Origin of the sequence: Alcanivorax sp. REN37 (assembly GCF_041102775.1) — a bacterium.
GTDB classification, from domain to species: domain Bacteria; phylum Pseudomonadota; class Gammaproteobacteria; order Pseudomonadales; family Alcanivoracaceae; genus Isoalcanivorax; species Isoalcanivorax beigongshangi.
Map to the genome: position 1 here is coordinate 203,412 of NZ_JBGCUO010000001.1, position 14,348 is coordinate 217,759.

At 64.3% G+C, this 14,348-nt stretch carries 15 protein-coding genes; 4 read left to right on the forward strand and 11 right to left on the reverse strand.

Annotated elements, in window-relative coordinates; translation table 11 throughout:
• Window positions 1-13: 13 nt before the first annotated feature.
• The 5 genes from AB5I84_RS00870 to AB5I84_RS00890 all read right to left on the reverse strand — a co-directional run bounded on the left by AB5I84_RS00870 (window position 14) and on the right by AB5I84_RS00890 (window position 4,941).
• Window positions 14-2,266, reverse strand: coding sequence for a TonB-dependent receptor domain-containing protein (locus tag AB5I84_RS00870; RefSeq protein WP_369453941.1), 2,253 nt, complete (start codon window positions 2,264-2,266; stop codon window positions 14-16).
• A gap of 94 nt (window positions 2,267-2,360) precedes the next feature.
• Complete coding sequence (locus AB5I84_RS00875; RefSeq protein WP_369453942.1) at window positions 2,361-3,320, reverse strand: FecR family protein; 960 nt, start codon at window positions 3,318-3,320, stop codon at window positions 2,361-2,363.
• Window positions 3,317-3,823, reverse strand: coding sequence for a sigma-70 family RNA polymerase sigma factor (locus tag AB5I84_RS00880; protein ID WP_369453943.1), 507 nt, complete (start codon window positions 3,821-3,823; stop codon window positions 3,317-3,319). The genes AB5I84_RS00875 and AB5I84_RS00880 overlap by 4 nt, the downstream gene beginning before the upstream one ends.
• Window positions 3,824-3,916: 93 nt before the next feature.
• The gene (locus AB5I84_RS00885; protein ID WP_369453944.1) at window positions 3,917-4,372 is read right to left on the reverse strand and encodes a hypothetical protein; all 456 of its coding nucleotides are present in this window, start codon (window positions 4,370-4,372) and stop codon (window positions 3,917-3,919) included.
• A 2-nt stretch (window positions 4,373-4,374) separates the two neighbouring features.
• The gene (locus AB5I84_RS00890; RefSeq protein WP_369453945.1) at window positions 4,375-4,941 is read right to left on the reverse strand and encodes a TetR family transcriptional regulator; all 567 of its coding nucleotides are present in this window, start codon (window positions 4,939-4,941) and stop codon (window positions 4,375-4,377) included.
• Window positions 4,942-5,018: 77 nt separating this feature from the next.
• Here AB5I84_RS00890 and AB5I84_RS00895 point away from each other — a divergent pair, with 77 nt between their 5' ends.
• On the forward strand, window positions 5,019-5,993 hold the full coding sequence (locus AB5I84_RS00895; RefSeq protein ID WP_369453946.1) for a carbon-nitrogen hydrolase family protein: 975 nt from the start codon (window positions 5,019-5,021) through the stop codon (window positions 5,991-5,993).
• 2 nt (window positions 5,994-5,995) lie between these two features.
• Here the strand turns inward: AB5I84_RS00895 and AB5I84_RS00900 are convergent, their stop codons facing one another.
• The 4 genes from AB5I84_RS00900 to AB5I84_RS00915 form a co-directional block, all read right to left on the reverse strand.
• Window positions 5,996-6,277 (reverse strand): DUF167 domain-containing protein, encoded by a 282-nt coding sequence (locus AB5I84_RS00900; RefSeq protein WP_034075653.1) that lies wholly within the window; start codon window positions 6,275-6,277, stop codon window positions 5,996-5,998.
• Window positions 6,274-6,819: a YggT family protein gene (locus AB5I84_RS00905; protein ID WP_369453947.1), complete on the reverse strand. Its 546-nt coding sequence runs from the start codon at window positions 6,817-6,819 to the stop codon at window positions 6,274-6,276. Before AB5I84_RS00905 ends, AB5I84_RS00900 begins: the two co-directional genes overlap by 4 nt.
• A 72-nt stretch (window positions 6,820-6,891) precedes the next feature.
• Entirely contained in the window at window positions 6,892-7,701 is an 810-nt protein-coding gene (proC, locus tag AB5I84_RS00910) for a pyrroline-5-carboxylate reductase (RefSeq protein ID WP_369453948.1), read from the reverse strand.
• 15 nt (window positions 7,702-7,716) lie between these two features.
• Entirely contained in the window at window positions 7,717-8,421 is a 705-nt protein-coding gene (locus AB5I84_RS00915) for a YggS family pyridoxal phosphate-dependent enzyme (protein WP_369453949.1), read from the reverse strand.
• Window positions 8,422-8,608: 187 nt separating this feature from the next.
• Between AB5I84_RS00915 and AB5I84_RS00920 the strand changes: the two genes are divergently transcribed.
• From AB5I84_RS00920 to AB5I84_RS00930, 3 genes are all read left to right on the forward strand, one after another.
• Window positions 8,609-9,643 carry a type IV pilus twitching motility protein PilT gene (locus AB5I84_RS00920; RefSeq protein WP_369453950.1) on the forward strand — a complete coding sequence of 345 codons (1,035 nt, stop codon included), beginning with the start codon at window positions 8,609-8,611 and terminating at the stop codon, window positions 9,641-9,643.
• Window positions 9,644-9,679: 36 nt separating this feature from the next.
• Entirely contained in the window at window positions 9,680-10,807 is a 1,128-nt protein-coding gene (locus AB5I84_RS00925) for a PilT/PilU family type 4a pilus ATPase (protein ID WP_369453951.1), read from the forward strand.
• Between the two features lie 70 nt (window positions 10,808-10,877).
• Window positions 10,878-12,344 carry a purple acid phosphatase family protein gene (locus AB5I84_RS00930; protein WP_369453952.1) on the forward strand — a complete coding sequence of 489 codons (1,467 nt, stop codon included), beginning with the start codon at window positions 10,878-10,880 and terminating at the stop codon, window positions 12,342-12,344.
• Window positions 12,345-12,417: 73 nt separating this feature from the next.
• Here AB5I84_RS00930 and AB5I84_RS00935 read toward each other — a convergent pair whose 3' ends face one another.
• Both AB5I84_RS00935 and AB5I84_RS00940 read right to left on the reverse strand, forming a co-directional pair.
• On the reverse strand, window positions 12,418-13,281 hold the full coding sequence (locus AB5I84_RS00935; RefSeq protein ID WP_369453953.1) for a pirin family protein: 864 nt from the start codon (window positions 13,279-13,281) through the stop codon (window positions 12,418-12,420).
• Window positions 13,278-14,276 (reverse strand): glutathione S-transferase family protein, encoded by a 999-nt coding sequence (locus AB5I84_RS00940; protein WP_369453954.1) that lies wholly within the window; start codon window positions 14,274-14,276, stop codon window positions 13,278-13,280. Before AB5I84_RS00940 ends, AB5I84_RS00935 begins: the two co-directional genes overlap by 4 nt.
• Between the last annotated feature and the right edge of the window lie 72 nt (window positions 14,277-14,348).

A 14,348-nucleotide genomic window follows, 5' to 3' on the forward strand; every position in this document is an offset into this window, starting at 1 on the left:
TGTGGTGTGGCGCTTAGAAGGCATAGGTGGCGCGCACGTAGTAACGGCGGCCGTCTTCGACGCTGCCGCGGGTGTCGTAATCCCACCAAGATTTGTTGGTGAGATTGTAGAGCCCGAGGTTGAAGCTCAGGCGGTCATCCACGCGCACCGTGCCGCCCAGATCCAGCATCGCCAGTGACGGACAACTGCCGCTGCCGAAACAGGCCGGTGCCGGGCGGTTGCTCATGCGCAGGGCGCTGCGCAGGCTGTGGCTGAGCCACAGGTTGACGCGCTCGGTGGCCTGCCAGTCGAGGGTGTTGACCAGTTTGTGACGCGGCGCGCCGGACAGCGGCAGGCCCTTGTCGGGGCCGCTGCGCTGCTCGGACTCCAAGTAGGTGTAGCTGGTGGTCAGGCTCCACCGGTCCACCAGTGGCGTTTGCAGCGTCAGCTCCACCCCTTCGGTGCGCGCCTTGTCGACGTTGATGCGTTCGCTCCAGATGCAGCCGTACTGGCCGGCCGCCGGTTGGCACAGCCCGGCCGGGTCCATCGGCCCGCTGCTGGGGCTGCCGTCATCCTTGAACACTTCAAAGCTGTTGGTACTGAGCTTGTCGTCGTATTCGGTGCGGAACAGGGTCAGCGAGACGTTGACGCCGCTGTCGCCTTCCCAGATGGCGCCGATTTCGTAGTTGGTGCTGGTTTCCGGTTTCAGGTCGGAATTGGCGTAGGTGTAAGACACCACGCCGGTGGTGACGTTGCTGCTCTCAGTGATCAGGCCCGGCGCCACATAGTCCGCCTGCGGTGCTTTGAAGCCGGTGGCGACGCCGCCCTTCAGCGTTAATTGCGGCATCGGGCTCCACACCAGGTAGGCGCGTGGGCTGACGTGGCTGGAGAAATCGTCCGGGTCATCGAAGCGCACGCCGAGGGTGGCACTCACATCGGGCAGCAGCCCCCATTCGTCCTCGATAAACAGCGCCTGGTTTTTCTGTTCGATCACATCGATGACGCCGCCACCCACGGATTGCAGGTTCCAGCTGTCGACCTTGTTGCGGGTGAGCTGGGTACCGAAGGTGGTCAGGTGATTGCCCCAGCCACTCCAAGGCGCCAGGAATTTGGCATCCAGCGTCCAGTTGTCGGCCTTGATGTTGTCTTTCTCGGCGTCTTCCTTTTGAAACACCAGGTCACTGCTGCCCAGTGCCCAGCGGCCGGTGTGCGCCAGCGACCAACTGGTGCGCTCGGTGCGTTGTTCCCATAGGCTGCCCGGCGAGCGGCCGGTAACCCACGCATTCATCTCGAATTTCTCGCGGGTCGCTTCAAAGGTGAAGTCGTGATCAGGCGTCGGCGTATACCACAGCCGGCCAGTGAGGTTGCGGTTGATGCGTTCCGGCTGGCCGCGCGGCACTCGGTCCTCATCGCGGAACTGCTCGCGGGCGCTCAGTTGCAGGCCGAGCTGATCGGCGATCAGCGGGCCGTTGAAATAAGCGCTCATGCCACGTGCGTTGCCGAACTTGGAATCATCTTGGGCAAGGTAGTCGGCGGAGACTTCGCCGTTCCACTGCGGGCTGCCCTTTTTGGTGATCACGTTGATCACGCCGCCCATGGCATCGGCGCCGTACAAGGTCGACATCGGCCCGCGGATCACCTCAATGCGCTCGATGGCGGACGCCGGCGGCATGAAGCTCTGGCGCACGTTGTTGTTGCCGCGCCGGGCGATGCCGTTGAGGTTCTGCCGTTTGCCGTCAATCAGGATCAGGGTGTAGCCCGGTGGCATGCCGCGCAGGCTGATATCGACGTTGCGGCCTTCGCCGTTGGTGATCGACGCGCCGGGAATGTCGCGCACCACATCGGTGAAATCGGTGACCGGGCGGCGCTGCAATTGCTCACGGGTGATCACTGAAATACTGGCTGGTGCGCGGCTCACCACCTGCTCGAAGCCGGCGGCGGTGGTGACCGTCACCGGTGCCAGTGCGGTAGTGCTGGTGGTGCTGGCGGCCGCTGCGGCCTCAAGTCGGAAACCGCCACTGGACAACGCCACCAGCCGCAGCCCAGTGCCGGCCAGCAATGCCCGCAGGCCGTCCTCGGCGTCAAAGTCGCCGCGCAGGCCAGCGCTGGCCTTGCCGGCGGTGAGACGGTCATCGGCAATCAACGTGATGCCGGTTTCGCCGGCAAAGCGGGTCAGGGTGGCGGCCAGGTCGCCGGCAGGAATGTCGTAGTGACGCGGCGCAGCTAGGGCGCCAACGGGCAGGGCCGCCAGCGCGATGCTGGTGACAAGCAAGGTCGAGCGGATCATGGCAAGGTCCTGAAGGTAATGAATCAAGGCGTTCACTTCCTTCCCGAACCCGCAGCAAAAAGTGCTACCTGTTTGATGAGATTTTTTTTACCGCTCATGCCGCCACCAACCGCGCCCAGAACCGGGTGCGCCATTGCACGCGCAAATCGAGCGCCTCTGCCAACGCCTCCAGTGCCTGCCCGGTATGGTGCAGATCGAGGCTGGCGCTGAGTGTGCGTGTGGCCAGTTCCGGTGCGCAGTCGAGGCGGCCGTTGTGGTAGCGGCGCAGCTCGGCCAGTACTTCGCCCAGCGTCCAGTGCTGCACCACCAGTTGGCCGTGGGTCCACGCTAATGCGCTATCAGATAGCGGCAGTTCACGCAGGCCGTCAGCGCGCACCAAGTACTGGCGACCCGCGCTGAGAGGTTGCGCGCGGCCACTGCGGAACAGTTGCGCGTCGCGATCCAGCGCCGCCACCGTCAGGCCATGGCGCTGGTGACGCAGCCAGAGGCGGCCTGCGGCCGCTGCGACCAGCTGATCCGGAGTCTGCACCATGCGGTAGTCACGTACCGTGTTGGGCACCGTGAGCAGCAGCTCACTGCCGGGGTACAGCCGCAGCGGTCGATCGGCGCGCGGCAGTGCCACTGCGCTGGCGGTGTTGAGCAGCAACCGACTGCCGTCGGCGAGCAGGTGTTCGCGCCGCTGCCCCACCGGGGTATGCAGGTCGGCCAACTGGTGACTGAGCCACGGCGTGTGGCTGAAGGTGGCGCCGGTGAGGCCGGCGGCACCGGCCAGCAGCACCAGCGACAGCAGCCGGCGCCGCCCGGCGTCAGGTTGCTCCAGCAGCGCTTTGGCGCTGTCGTCCGGCAACGCCGCCATGGCATCCAAGTGGTCAAGCAGGTGCCAGGCGCGGCGGTGACTTTCTGCCGCCGCTAGCCAGTCCTTCAGTGCCGCCGGCGGTGCCGGGTCGCCCTGGTCCCACAGTGTTACCCGCCACGCCAGCGCCGTTTTCAACGCCGCCAGCGGCACGCCGTGGCGCTGTGCAAAGGCGGCCAGTTCGTTGCCCAGGGCGCTCACGCGGCCAGTGCCAGCAAACAGGCGGTGGTGGCGCGCAGCATGTCTTGGCGCACGGTGGCCACCGAGACGTCTAAGCGCGCGCTGATCTGGGCATAGGTGAGGTGTTCAAAGCGTGACAGCAGAAACACGCTGCGGGTGCGCGGTCGCAGGCGGTCCAGTGCTGCGTCAACGCGGGTCAGGGTATCGAGCACCAGTGCCCGTTGTTCCTCGCTCGGCACACAGGCGGCGGGCAGTTGGGCCAGTGACTCCAGATAAGCCCGTTCCAGCCGCCGACGTCGGTGCAGGTCGATCACCAGCCCTTTGGCGATTTGCATCAAGAACGCCCGCGATTGCTCCGGACAGTCGCTGTCCGGCAATCGGCCACTGGTGATCAGTCGCAGATAGGTGTCGTGCAGCAGATCGGCGGCGTCGGCACCGTCGTTAACACGACGGTGCAACCAGCCCAGCAGCCAAGGGCTGTGATCCTGGTAGAGACGATGCAGGCAGGGGGCGGCAACGGTCACAGTGGCGGCAGGTCCAGAACGGGTCTTGTTATCAAATGAGAATAATTCTCGAATGATAGGGCAGGGCCGCCGCCTGCTGCAAGCGCTACCGTGTCAGAACCAGCCGAGCCCGCGTCCGGCGCCGGCCAACAGCACCAGGAAGCCGCCAATCTCGGCAATGATCAGTGCCACCATGAAGCCGGTGATCAGCAGGTTCGGCAGTGTGGCGCGACCGAGCTTGTGCGGGCGCTCCAACTGGTTTTCGGTGTCGCCGAGGAAGCCGTGCACCATGTAGGTCACCACCGCCATCGCAAAGAACGCCACGCTGGCGATCACCGCGGCGGTATTCACCGGTGCACTCCAAGCGGAAAGTGCGGCGAAGCGCTCGAGCAGCAGGCAGGCAAAGGCGTACATCAAACTGGTGCGGTGGGCGATGTTGACGTAGTAGTGCGCGTGGTCGCCGCCGCGCATCTGGGCGTATTTCCACACCCCGGTGAGCAAGCCATTAAGGAAGAACAGGCCGGTGGCGGCCAGCGCCAGGTGCTGTGCGAGAGACAGGGTCGGGGACATGGTCAGGCTCCAGGTAGGCTCAACAAAGCAGCGATGGTGTCGTGGATCTGCGCCACGGCGTCTTCTTGGGATGACGTGGGTTGCAGCAAATGGCTGATGGTCAGACGGACCGAGACCTCGATGGCCCGTGTCAGAGCTGCGGGGCTGTGGTGCTCGCCGTAGGTGGCTAAGGCCGAGGCGGTCACCGCTTGCAGCACCGGTTCCAGCACCGGGCCGGACTCCAATGCCACCCATGGCAGCAGCGGTGAGGCTTGGCCAGCAATCAGCGCTTTGATCAGTAGATTGTCAGCGGCCGCCGCCAATGTGGTGGCGCTGGCGCTGCTGATGCCGCGCACGGCGTCGTCCGGGTGCGCACGGTGGGCAGCCAGCACCGGTTGGATGAAACGCTGCACCTCACGCATCAGCACCCGCCGGCCCAGCTGCTGGCGGTCGCCGATGGCGCGGTACACCTGCTGGCGGCTGACGCCGGCGTCGGCGGCCACTGCCGCCACCGTCATGGCGGCCCAGCCGCCGTGCTGCAAACGCGCCAGTGCGGCATCGAGAATCGGGGTTTCCAGGTCGTTGGCCATCACAGCTCCGGTTGACAGATTGGGACCTTGGTCATCAATATCCGGACACATTATCTAAAAGTGTCCGGGGTGTCAGCATGACAGAACAACGGGTGAAGGTGGCAGCGGTCCAGTTTGAAGGTGTGCCGGGCCGAGTGGCCGACAATCTGGAACGGCTGCAGCCGTGGGTGGCGCGGGCGGTGCAAGAGGGCGCCGAAGTGATCGCGTTGCCGGAATTCTTTGCCTCACCGCTGCCGTTCAAGCAGGTGGTGCATGACAGCGTGATGCGGGCTGATAACCCGGCGGTGGCGTTCCTGCGCGACACCGCCCGCCGCCACGGCGTCACCATCGGCGGCTCGATGCTGATCGTCGAGGGCGACAGCATCTATAACCGCTACCACTTGGTGGAGCCGGACGGCCGCATCCATCTGCACGACAAAGACCTGCCGACCATGTGGGAAGGCGCTTTCTACGGTCCCGGCGCTGACGACGGCGTGTTCGATACTGCGCTGGGCGGTGTCGGCACGGCGGTGTGCTGGGAGCTGATCCGCACCGGCACCGCCCAGCGCATGTTGGGCCGGGTGGGGTTGGTGATGAGCGGCACCCATTGGTGGACAGTGCCGGATAACTGGGGTGGGCTCACTGCGCGCGCGCTGGCGAGGCTGGCGGCGCAGAACCGGCGCATGTCGGACCAAGCGCCGTCACAGTTCGCGCTCCATCTGGGGGTGCCGGTGGTGCAGGCGTCGCACTGCGGGCAGTTCGACACTGACTTCATGCTGGTGCCGGGCTGGCGCAAAACGTTGCCATATCGCACCGAATTTGTCGGTGCCACGCAGATCGTCGATGCCGGCGGCCAAGTATTGGCGCGGCGCGATACCCTTGAGGGCCCAGGGCTGGTGATGGCGTCAGTGGCGTTGGGACAGCGGGCACCGGCGCAGCCGTTGCCGAACCGGTTCTGGCTGCCGCCGCTGCCGCCGTTAATGCGTGCGTATTGGCATCAGCAGAACGCGTGCGCCAAGCGCTATTACGAGCGTGAAGGGCGCGCGCGCGGACTGGCCGCTGCGGCGCGCTGAAATCAGCCGGCGAAATCCGGCCGGCGGCTGGCGCCGCGCACCCGCACGCGTTTGCGGCGGCTGGTATGGCCGGTTTCGATCTCGACTTGGGTCTTGCTGGTACCGAACTGCTTGGCCAGAAAAGCGCACAGCTCGGTGTTGGCAGCGCCGTCCACCGGCGGCGCGCTGAGACGGATCTTCAGCGCGCCATCGTGTTCACCCACGACTTCGCTGCGGCTGGCGCGCGGCTGCAAATAGCAGTGCACTAGCCAGTCGTCACCGTCGCGCTGGCAGGGATGGCTCACAGCGCGAACAGCACCATCAGGAACTGCAGGCCGAGCAGCACCACCAGCGGGCTGAGGTCGAGGCCGCCCAAGTTCGGCAGCACTTTACGCACCGGGCCCAGCAGCGGTTCGGTGACCTGAGTCATGATCGCGGCGAACGGGTGGTAGGGGTCCGGTGCCACCCAGCTCAGAATCACCCGCACCAAGATCGCGAAGAAGAAGTAATTGATGATCATCGAACCCAACGAGCGCACCGCGTACAGCACGATCGGGCCGGCCGCTTGGGCACCCAGCGGCGCGCCGCTGAGCAGAATCATCACCACCACTTTTAGCGCCACCAGCAGCAGCACGCAGGCGAGCGAGGCGAGATCGATGTTGCCGCGACTGGGCAGCAGCGCCCGCAGCGGGTTCAGCACCGGGTTGGTCAGCCGTACCACCATCTGCGAAATGGGGTTGTAGAAGTCGGCCCGCACCGCTTGCAGGATGAAGCGGGTGAGCACAATGAAGGCATACACCTCAATGGCGGTGGTGAGCAGGAAAAACAGGGCGCCCTGCGGGTTCATCGGTTACTCCGGAACAGCGCGGCCCGCCGCAGCGGGCCGATTAAAAGGTGGCTCAAGTATTGGGCCAGAAGGTCATTTTGCAAGCGCTTCGGAGCGGTCGCGGGCCGCGCTCAGCGCTGCGTTGACGGTGTCACGCAGGCCGCGCTGCTCGAACACGTCCAGCGCGGCGGCGGTGGTGCCGCCCGGTGACGTCACCTGCTGACGCAGCACATCCGGGCTGTTGGGGCTGGTGATTGCCAACTGCGCCGCACCCCAGGCGGTCTGCAGCACCAACTGCTGGGCGGTGGCGCGGTCCAAGCCCAGCTCGGTACCCGCGTCGATCATCGCTTCCATCAGCAGGAAGAAGTAGGCCGGGCCGGAGCCGGATACCGCGGTGACCGCATCCAGGGCTGATTCTTGCTCGAACCAGAACGTCAGGCCGACGCTACCAAGGATCTGCACCGCCTGCTCGCGCTGGGCGGCGCTGACGCTGTCCACCGCGTACAGACCGGTGGCGCCAGCCTGCACCAAGGCCGGGGTGTTGGGCATGGCGCGCACCACCGGGTGCGGGCCGAGCCACGCCTGCAGGTTGGCCACGGTGACGCCGGCGGCGATCGAGATCACCAACACCTCGCGGCCGGCCAACTGCGGCGCCAGCGCGCGGCAGACGTCTTCCATCACCTGCGGCTTCACCGCCATCACCAGCACATCACACTGGCTGGCGATGTCGGCGTTGTCGGTGCTGACATGCACCCGATGCTGCTGGCGCAGACCGGCCAAGCGTTCGCCGTCGAGATCGCTCATCCAGATGCGCGCCGGACGGATGCCCTTGGCAATCATGCCGCCGACCAGACTGGTGGCCATGTTGCCGGCGCCGATGAAGCCAATGCTGTACTGGGCCATCAAAAGTGCTCCTTGTCAGGGACGGGCCGGTCGCGGCCCGAACAGTGCGGTACCGATGCGCACGAAGGTGGCGCCTTCGGCGATGGCGGTGTCGAAATCGTCGCTCATGCCCATCGACAGCGTGTCGAGGCCGGGCAATGTGGCGCCCAGTTGCTGTTGCAACCGCGCCAGCGTGGCAAAGGCGGCGCGGTTGCGGTCGTTGCTGTCGGCGCTGGGCAGTGCCATCAGGCCACGCAGGCGCAAGTGCGGCAAGGCCGCCACCTGCTGTGCCAATGCGGGCAGTTGCTCCGGGGTGACACCGCTCTTGCTGGCCTCCCGGTCCACGTTCACCTGCAGGCAGATGTTCAGCGGCGGTTGCTCGGCGCCACGTTGCTCGCTGAGGCGCTCGGCGATGCGCAACCGGTCCACCGAATGCACCCAGTGGAAGCGGCGGGCAATGTCGCGGGTTTTGTTCGACTGGATCGGGCCTATGAAGTGCCAAGTCAGTGGCAGATCCGCCAATTGTGCCTGTTTTGCCAGCGCTTCCTGCAAGTAGTTCTCGCCGAAGTCGCGCACGCCGAGGGCGGCCAGTGCCGCAATGTCGTCGGCGCTGCGGGTTTTGCTCACCGCCAGCAGTTGCACCGCATCCGGTGCCCGGCCGGCGGCCATGGCGGCGTTGCCCAGCTGCTGCTGTACCGCGTATAAGCGCTGGGCCAAAGGCAGAGCTGGGGCGTCGGGCATGATTGAACCGCTGTCGTTGACCGGGTAAGTTAGCGCCTACGAGGAAATTCTGAGTTGAATCGGGGGGCTCAGAATAAGGCACGGGTCGGGGGACCTGTGCGTCGCAGCCGGCGTCGGGCGGCCATGATAACAAACGACGCCCTCTTGCCTACCCGGAGACCCCAACGTCCCAAGGTATCGAAGGCCCATGGATATCACTGAACTGCTTGCTTTTTCCGCCAAGAACGGCGCCTCGGACTTGCACCTGTCCGCCGGTTTGCCGCCGATGATCCGGGTGGACGGCGATGTGCGCCGCATCAACCTGCCGCCGCTGGAACACAAAGATGTCCACGCGCTGATCTACGACATCATGAACGACAAGCAGCGCAAGGATTTCGAGGAATTCCTCGAAACCGACTTCTCCTTCGATGTGCCCGGTGTGGCGCGTTTCCGGGTCAACGCCTTCAACCAGAACCGCGGTGCTGGCGCCGTGTTCCGGACCATTCCGTCGAAAGTGTTGACCATGGAAGACCTCGGCATGGGCCGGGTGTTCCAGAAGATTGCCGATACTCCGCGCGGCATTGTGTTGGTGACGGGCCCCACTGGGTCCGGTAAATCCACCACGCTGGCGGCGATGATCGACTACATCAATAACCACCGCCACCAGCACATCCTCACCATCGAAGACCCGATTGAATTTGTGCACGAATCAAAAAAATGTCTGGTCAACCAGCGGGAAGTGCACCGCGATACCCACGGTTTTGCTGAAGCACTGCGCTCGGCGCTGCGGGAAGACCCGGACATCATCCTGGTTGGTGAGATGCGTGACCTGGAAACCATCCGCCTCGCGCTGACCGCGGCGGAAACCGGTCACTTGGTGTTCGGTACCCTGCACACCACCTCGGCGGCGAAAACCATTGACCGGGTGGTGGACGTATTCCCGGCGGAAGAAAAATCCATGGTGCGTTCGATGCTGTCGGAATCGCTGCAGGCGGTGGTGTCACAAACGCTGATGAAGAAGAACGGCGGCGGACGGGTGGCGGCCCACGAAATAATGATTGGCACCCCGGCGATCCGTAACCTGATCCGCGAAGACAAGGTGGCGCAGATGTATTCCGCCATCCAGACCGGTGCTGCACTAGGCATGCAGACGCTCGACCAGTGCTTGCAGGAGCTGGTTAAACGCGGCGTGGTATCACGCGAAGCCGCGCGCGAAAAAGCCAAGACGCCGGAAAACTTCTGACCGGTTTGAATTGTCTGTGCCGAGGGGAATGCGGCGATGGAATTTGAAAAACTACTCCGCCTAATGGTGGAAAAAGAAGCTTCTGATTTGTTCATCACCGCCGGCGTGCCGCCGTCGATGAAAGTCCATGGCAAGGTGGTACCGGTCACCACTACCGCGCTGACGCCAGACATGACCCGCGATGTGGTATTCGGCGTGATGAACGAAAAACAACGCCGCGAATTCATCGACAGCAAGGAATGCAACTTCGCTATTTCCGCGCGCGGCATCGGCCGTTTTCGGGTCAGTGCCTTCTACCAGCGCAACCTGGTGGGCATGGTCATCCGCCGGATCGAAACCAAGATTCCCACCGTGGACGAACTGCGTTTGCCGCCGATCATCAAGGATCTGGCGATGACCAAACGCGGGCTGGTGATTTTTGTGGGTGCCACCGGCACGGGTAAGTCCACCTCGCTGGCGTCGATGATTGGCCACCGCAACCGCAACTCAAAAGGCCACATCATTTCCATCGAGGACCCGATCGAGTTCATCCACCAACACGCCGGCTGCATCGTCACCCAGCGTGAGGTGGGGTTGGATACCGATTCGTTCGAGGTGGCGCTGAAGAACACCCTGCGTCAGGCGCCGGATGTGATCCTGATCGGTGAGATCCGCTCACGCGAGGTGATGGATTACGCCATCGCCTTTGCTGAAACCGGGCACCTGTGTTTAGCCACGCTGCACGCCAACAACGCCAACCAGGCGCTCGACCGCATCATCCACTTCTTCCCTGCGGACCGGCACAACCAGCTGTACATGGACCTGTCGCTGAACCTGCGTGGCATCGTCGCGCAACAGTTGATCGCGACCCCAGACGGCCGCAGCCGTCGCGCGGTAATCGAAGTGATGCTGAACACGCCGCTGATGGCGGACCACATCCGTAAGGGCGAAGTGCACTTGCTCAAAGAGCTGATGACCAAGTCGCGCGAGCTGGGCATGCAGACCTTTGATCAGGCGCTCTACGACCTCTATACCCAAGGCGAAATCACCTACGAAGACGCCATGATGCACGCCGATGCGCCCAACGACCTGCGGTTGATGATCAAGCTTGGCTCCGAAACCAGTGCCGCCGTGCTCGATTCGGCTGCCCGCCGCCTGAGCCTGCAGGACAGCGACGACTACTGATCCTGCGGTGTCACCGGACTGTCAGTTGTAAGCCTGACAATGCCTGCGCAATCTCAACCGGAGAGCAGGCATGGATGGCAACTTCACCCGCCGCGCATTGGTGCGCGGCATTCTGTTTGGCATCGCTTCGATGGCGCTTTCAGGTTGCGGCGGCAGCGGCCGTACCGAAGCCAACACCGGCGCCGGCTGCCCGCCGCAGGTCGGTGGCGGTGCCCAGCCGCCACGTGGTGTCCATGCCAGCTGGACCAACAATGATGTGCACGGCACCCGCACTTTGACCTGGTTCACCGACGGCGCCACTGCGCCGGAGAGTGTGGTGGAATACGGCCCGGTGCTGGATGGCATGGATGCCTGTGCGCTGGACAGCGAGCCGTTCCCGCATCAGGTCGCCGCGGCCCATCACGCCACCTACGGGGTCGAGGTGCGCACCCATGTGGCCACCCTCACCGGTTTGCAGGCTGGCGTGGCGGTGCGCTACCGGGTTGGCTCCGATGCCGGTGGCTGGAGCCCGGTGCGAGTGCTGCAAGCGACCCGCCACGGTGATTTCCGCTTCTGCCATTTCGGTGACCAAGGACTTGGCGCCGCCAGCGAGCGGGTGATGCACAGCGTGGCCGCCGCGGCGCCGGACTTCTATCTGATCGCTGGGGATGTGGCCTACGCCGACGGCCACCAGCCGGTCTGGGATCAGTATTTCGATTTTCAGCAGCCGTACGCCGCGCATATTCCGCTGATGACCTGCCCCGGCAACCACGAAAACAAAGACGGCAAGGGACAGGGCTACCTAACCCGCTTCAGCCAGCCCGGCAACAATGCTTGGTACGGCTTCGATTACAACCGCGTGCACTTCTTCTTCAGCACCGGCGGTTCGTTGTTGAAAGACCTCAGCAGCGGCTTGGCGCTCAGCGAAGAGCTGGTAGCGATGGAGCAAGATCTGGCCGAGGCTTGGCAGCGGCGGCGCGATGGCGAGATCGATTTCATCGTGGTGGTGCAGCACTACACCATCTGGACCAACAACAAGGGCCGCAGCCCCGGCAATATCGGTTTGATTACGCTGCAGGAACAGATTCTGCTGCGCTATGACGTGGACCTGCTGTTGGTCGGCCACGACCACATTTATGAGCGCTCCCACCCGATGAAGCGCGGCCTTAAGGCTGAGGGCGGCTATGTGCAGCTGACCCAGGGCGGCGGTGGCCGGCGCTTGTATGAGCTGATTGCGCGGCCGGCGTCATGGGCGGCGGTGTCGAAGGTCTGCCATGGCTATTCGGTGCTGGAGAAAGTGGGTCGTCAATTGCAGGTGCGCAGCTATGCGGTGAGCGATGCTGACGGCAATCTGCTGCCGGCCGGTGCCGACCAGCTGATTGACCAGTTTGTGCTCAGCCCGCGCGTGGCACCGGCGCTGCAGGGACGGCGCAGTCTGGCACCGGAGCAACGGCCGCCGCGCAGTTGGGACCAGTTCGGCGTTGACCTTGAGGTGCTGACCCGGGACACCGTAGAGCGCAATTTGCTGCACGATCTGGACGAAATCGCCGGGCCGTAATGGCTGGGCAAAAAAACGGCCGCGAGACAAAGCGGCCGTGGGGTGGAGCAGGCGGTGAGCGCCGCGGGGTGATTCAGTCGGTCAGCACGCCTTGGCGGTAATCGCGCAGCGCCTGCTCGATTTCTTCACTGCTGTTCATTACGAACGGGCCGTATTGCACCACCGGTTCCTTCAGTGGGCGGCCGGCCAGCAGCAAGAACCGGGCACCGTCGTGGCCGCTGTGCACGGTGACGCGCTGGCCATCACTGAGCACTGCCGCGCTGTGGGTGGGCACCTGCTGGCCGTCCAGCGTCAGCGTCCCTTCAAACACATACAGGAAAGCGGCATGGCCGGCTTTCACCGGCAGGGTGGCCTCGGTGTTGGCGTCCAGCTGCACGTCGGCGTAGAACGGGTCGGTGCTGCGCGGTTCACTGTCGCCGTTGATCGGCCCAGCATACTCATCGCCGCCGGGGATCATCAGCCGGCCGGCAATCAGCTTGACCTGCACACCGGGTGCGAACTGGAAGCACGGCACCTGCTCGGGCGCAATGTCGCGGTAACGGGCCGGCGTCATTTTTTCTTTCGCCGGCAGGTTGATCCACAGCTGGAAGCCGCGCATACGGCCAGCGTGCTGCTGCGGCATTTCCGAGTGGATAATGCCGCGCCCGGCGGTCATCCATTGCACAGCGCCCGGTGTCAGGTCGCCGCGATTACCAAGGTGATCCTCGTGCAACATGTGGCCGTCAAGCATGTAGGTGACGGTCTCGAACCCGCGGTGCGGGTGGGAAGGGAAACCGGCCAGATAGTCATCGGCGTCAAACGAGGAAAACTCGTCCAGCATCAGGAATGGGTCCAGCCGTGTGAAAGCGCTTTGACCGAGCGTGCGATTGAGCCGTACCCCGGCGCCATCACTGACCTGTTGGCCGGGTATCAGGCGTTGCAGTCGACGTGTGCTCATGACAATCCTCCGGCGTGGATGGCGTTCCGTTGGTGCGGGCGGCTGAAGTTCGGCTGCGGGCCCACCGGGATGATGCCGTGCGGGTTGATGCTTGGATGGCTGCGGTAGTAGTGGAAGCGGATGTGGTCCATGTGCACCGTCTCCGCCACCCCTGGCATCTGGTACAGCTCGCGGGTGTAAGCGAACAGGTTGGGGTAGTCGATCAGCCGCTTGCGGTCGCACTTGAAGTGACCCACGTAAACGCCGTCGAAGCGCACCAGCGTGGTGAACAAACGCCAGTCGGCCTCGGTGATGCGGTCGCCGACCAGATAACGCTGCTGGGCCAGCCGTTGCTCCAACTGCTCCAGTGCCGCGAACAACTCGTTCACCGCCTCATCGTAGGGCTGCTGGCGGGTGGCAAACCCGGCGCGGTAGACGCCGTTGTTGATGCGCGGGTAGATCCAGTCGTTGAGGCGGTCGATCTCGCTGCGCAGCGCGGCTGGGTAGTAATCACCGGCGCGGGCACCGACGCCATCGAAAGCGCTGTTGAACATGCGCAGGATTTCCGCCGACTCGTTGCTTACGACCGTATCGGTGCGGGTGTCCCACAGCACCGGCACCGTGACGCGGCCGGAATAGTCCGGCAACGCTTGCTGGTAGAGCTGGTACAGACGCTGGTGGCCGTTGACCGCATCACCGTTGGCGCCGTCAAAATCAGTGGCGAAGGTCCAGCCGTGTTCGGCCATCAGCGGGTGCACCACAGACACGCCAATGATCGGCGCCAAGCCCTTCAGCTGGCGCAGAATCAGGGTGCGGTGCGCCCACGGGCAGGCGTAGGACACATACAGGTGATAGCGGTTCGGTTCCGCGGCAAAGCCACCGCGGCCGCTGGGGCCGGGGGCGCCATCCGGTGTCACCCAGTTGCGAAATTGCGCCGCGCTGCGTTCGAAGTGGCCGCCGGTGCTGTCTGTGTCGTACCACTGATCCTGCCAGTGACCGTGAACCAGTACGCCCATGATGGCGACCTCCTTTGCAGTGCATGACGCTCCACAGGGTACCTCTAGGTTGTGATCAAGGAACCGCGTAGA

What these genes read in the sequence shown, in the direction of transcription:
- AB5I84_RS00870 (WP_369453941.1), bottom strand. Translation starts at nt 2,266, where the DNA reads ATGATCCGCTCGACCTTGCTTGTCACCAGCATCGCGCTGGCGGCCCTG.
- AB5I84_RS00885 (WP_369453944.1), bottom strand. Translation starts at nt 4,372, where the DNA reads ATGTCCCCGACCCTGTCTCTCGCACAGCACCTGGCGCTGGCCGCCACC.
- AB5I84_RS00890 (WP_369453945.1), bottom strand. Translation starts at nt 4,941, where the DNA reads ATGGCCAACGACCTGGAAACCCCGATTCTCGATGCCGCACTGGCGCGT.
- AB5I84_RS00895 (WP_369453946.1), top strand. Translation starts at nt 5,019, where the DNA reads ATGACAGAACAACGGGTGAAGGTGGCAGCGGTCCAGTTTGAAGGTGTG.
- AB5I84_RS00905 (WP_369453947.1), bottom strand. Translation starts at nt 6,819, where the DNA reads ATGAACCCGCAGGGCGCCCTGTTTTTCCTGCTCACCACCGCCATTGAG.
- proC (WP_369453948.1), bottom strand. Translation starts at nt 7,701, where the DNA reads ATGGCCCAGTACAGCATTGGCTTCATCGGCGCCGGCAACATGGCCACC.
- AB5I84_RS00915 (WP_369453949.1), bottom strand. Translation starts at nt 8,421, where the DNA reads ATGCCCGACGCCCCAGCTCTGCCTTTGGCCCAGCGCTTATACGCGGTA.
- AB5I84_RS00920 (WP_369453950.1), top strand. Translation starts at nt 8,609, where the DNA reads ATGGATATCACTGAACTGCTTGCTTTTTCCGCCAAGAACGGCGCCTCG.
- AB5I84_RS00925 (WP_369453951.1), top strand. Translation starts at nt 9,680, where the DNA reads ATGGAATTTGAAAAACTACTCCGCCTAATGGTGGAAAAAGAAGCTTCT.
- AB5I84_RS00930 (WP_369453952.1), top strand. Translation starts at nt 10,878, where the DNA reads ATGGATGGCAACTTCACCCGCCGCGCATTGGTGCGCGGCATTCTGTTT.
- AB5I84_RS00935 (WP_369453953.1), bottom strand. Translation starts at nt 13,281, where the DNA reads ATGAGCACACGTCGACTGCAACGCCTGATACCCGGCCAACAGGTCAGT.
- AB5I84_RS00940 (WP_369453954.1), bottom strand. Translation starts at nt 14,276, where the DNA reads ATGGGCGTACTGGTTCACGGTCACTGGCAGGATCAGTGGTACGACACA.